This window comes from Vibrio sp. 10N.261.52.A1, assembly GCF_002876325.1.
GTDB classification, from domain to species: domain Bacteria; phylum Pseudomonadota; class Gammaproteobacteria; order Enterobacterales; family Vibrionaceae; genus Vibrio; species Vibrio chagasii.
Genome location: NZ_MCYD01000843.1, coordinates 1 through 2,374, shown reverse-complemented (window position 1 = coordinate 2,374; position 2,374 = coordinate 1). Strand labels below are relative to the sequence as shown.

At 45.0% G+C, this 2,374-nt stretch carries 4 protein-coding genes; all 4 read left to right on the top strand.

Annotated features, from left to right (window positions below; translation table 11 throughout):
* On the top strand, positions 1-243 hold a 243-nt coding region (locus BCT81_RS17930; RefSeq protein ID WP_198596920.1), incomplete at its 5' end, for a 4-hydroxythreonine-4-phosphate dehydrogenase PdxA.
* On the top strand, positions 240-1,055 hold the full coding sequence (gene rsmA, locus BCT81_RS17925; RefSeq protein ID WP_063523468.1) for a 16S rRNA (adenine(1518)-N(6)/adenine(1519)-N(6))-dimethyltransferase RsmA: 816 nt from the start codon (positions 240-242) through the stop codon (positions 1,053-1,055). The genes BCT81_RS17930 and rsmA, both read left to right, overlap by 4 nt.
* An 88-nt stretch (positions 1,056-1,143) precedes the next feature.
* Entirely contained in the window at positions 1,144-1,524 is a 381-nt protein-coding gene (gene apaG, locus BCT81_RS17920) for a Co2+/Mg2+ efflux protein ApaG (RefSeq protein WP_004740817.1), read from the top strand.
* 27 nt (positions 1,525-1,551) lie between these two features.
* The gene (locus BCT81_RS17915) at positions 1,552-2,355 is read left to right on the top strand and encodes a symmetrical bis(5'-nucleosyl)-tetraphosphatase (protein ID WP_102425335.1); all 804 of its coding nucleotides are present in this window, start codon (positions 1,552-1,554) and stop codon (positions 2,353-2,355) included.
* Positions 2,356-2,374 lie beyond the last annotated feature (19 nt).

Here is a 2,374-nt window from a genome sequence, read left to right as displayed (position 1 = left end):
TTTAATGAAAAATATTTGCAAGATGCAGATGCTGTTTTAGGTATGTATCACGACCAAGTACTCCCGGTATTGAAATACAAAGGGTTTGGTCGCTCAGTGAACATCACGCTTGGCTTACCGTTTATTCGCACATCAGTCGACCACGGTACCGCCTTAGACTTGGCCGGGAAAGGCCAAGCCGATACAGGGAGCTTTAGAACAGCGCTCACGCACGCCATTGAATTAGTAGAGAAAAAGCAATGAGAAATGATGTCCACTTAGGACACAAAGCGCGTAAACGTTTTGGTCAAAACTTCCTTAACGATCCATACATTATTGATGGCATCGTATCGAGCATTAACCCACTACCAGGTCAAAACCTAGTAGAGATAGGCCCAGGCCTTGGCGCAATTACTGAGCCGGTAGGTAAGCTTGTCGATAAATTTACTGTTATCGAATTGGATAGAGACCTTGCAGAACGTCTTCGTAACCACCCGGACCTAGCTGATAAGCTGACGATCCACGAAGGTGATGCGATGAAGTTCGACTTCGAGCAACTTGTTAAACCAAACAATAAGCTTCGTATCTTTGGTAACTTGCCATACAACATCTCGACGCCGCTGATGTTCCACCTTTTTGAATTCCATAAAGACATCAAAGACATGCACTTTATGCTACAAAAAGAAGTGGTGAACCGCCTAGCTGCAGGCCCTGGTAGCAAAGCATACGGTCGTCTGACGGTAATGGCTCAATACTACTGTAAAGTGACACCAGTACTGGAAGTGCCACCAACGGCTTTCGTTCCGCCACCGAAGGTAGATTCTGCAGTTGTGCGCCTTCAGCCATACGAAGTGCTGCCTTACCCGGCTAAAGACCTAAAATGGTTAGATCGCGTATGTCGTGAAGGCTTTAACCAACGTCGTAAGACAGTTCGTAACTGCTACAAGAGTCTGATTGATAAGGACGTACTAGAAGAGCTTGGCATCAACCCAAGTATGCGCCCTGAGAACCTAACACTCGAACAGTTTGTCGATATGGCTAACTGGTTGCACGACAACCACAACGCTGACAAATAAAATAAAAAGGCTCCTACACTTCGGTTAGGAGCCTTTTTTATGTAATACTTTAATTACATTAAGTATATCAACAACAAAAGGTGCGAATATGGATATATCTACGCCTTGTATCAAATGCCAGGTTCACTCTAAGTACATAGAGGAGCAGTCTGAGCCTACGAAGAATCGTTATGTCTTCGCCTACATCATTACTATCAAAAACTTAAGTAAAAGTACGGTTCAACTCATGTCACGTCGCTGGTTAATTACCGACTCTAACGGTAAGCAACTGACCATTGAAGGCGATGGTGTGGTTGGTCAGCAACCAATTATCGAGTCCAACGACGAATACACTTACACCAGTGGTACCGTTATCGAAACGCCCGTAGGCGTCATGCAGGGTCATTATGTTATGACCGATCACAAGGGCATCGATTTTATTGCCGAAGTCGACCCATTCAGACTCGCCATTCCTAACATCCTTAACTAACCACCTTTGCAGCCATAGGAAAATACTGTGTCTAATTATATTGTCGGAGACATCCAAGGATGCTTCGACGAACTTCAGTTATTACTCGAAACCATCAACTTTAATCCACAACAAGATACCTTATGGGTTGCTGGTGACTTAGTTGCCCGAGGTCCTAAGTCTCTAGAAACACTTCGCTTTATTCGTGGTTTAGGTGACTCGGCAAAGGTGGTATTGGGCAATCACGACCTACACCTGCTCGCGGTATCTCTAGGATTGTTTCCAGCAAAGCCTAAAGATAAGACGCAAGCTATCCTAGATGCCGAAGACCGTGAGTCGCTACTCGAATGGTTGAGACAGCAGCCGTTAATTCAAGAGCACCCTGAGTTCATAATGTCTCATGCGGGTATTTCGCCACAGTGGAACCTTGAAAGAGCTCGCATAGAGAATCAAGAAGTCGTCGCCCTATTACGCTCGGATAAATGGCAGTGGCTCATCGAGAATATGTATAGCAATACACCCGATCTATGGGACGTGAATTTGCACGATATTGAACGGTATCGTTATGCGATTAACAGCCTTACCCGAATGCGTTTCTGCTTTACCGATGCTCGGCTTGATATGGCATGCAAGCTACCACCAAGTGAAATTACTAATGAACCATTGGTGCCATGGTTTGACCTTCCACAACGTATTAAGCTCGATAAAACGGTTGTTTTTGGCCACTGGGCTGCACTTGAAGGCTATCAAGGTAAAGATGTGATAGGGCTAGATACTGGGTGTGTTTGGGGAGGAGAGCTGACTGCGCTTCGTTGGGAAGACAAACAGTTTTTTACTCAAAAAGCGTTATAAAAACGAGATACGAGATACG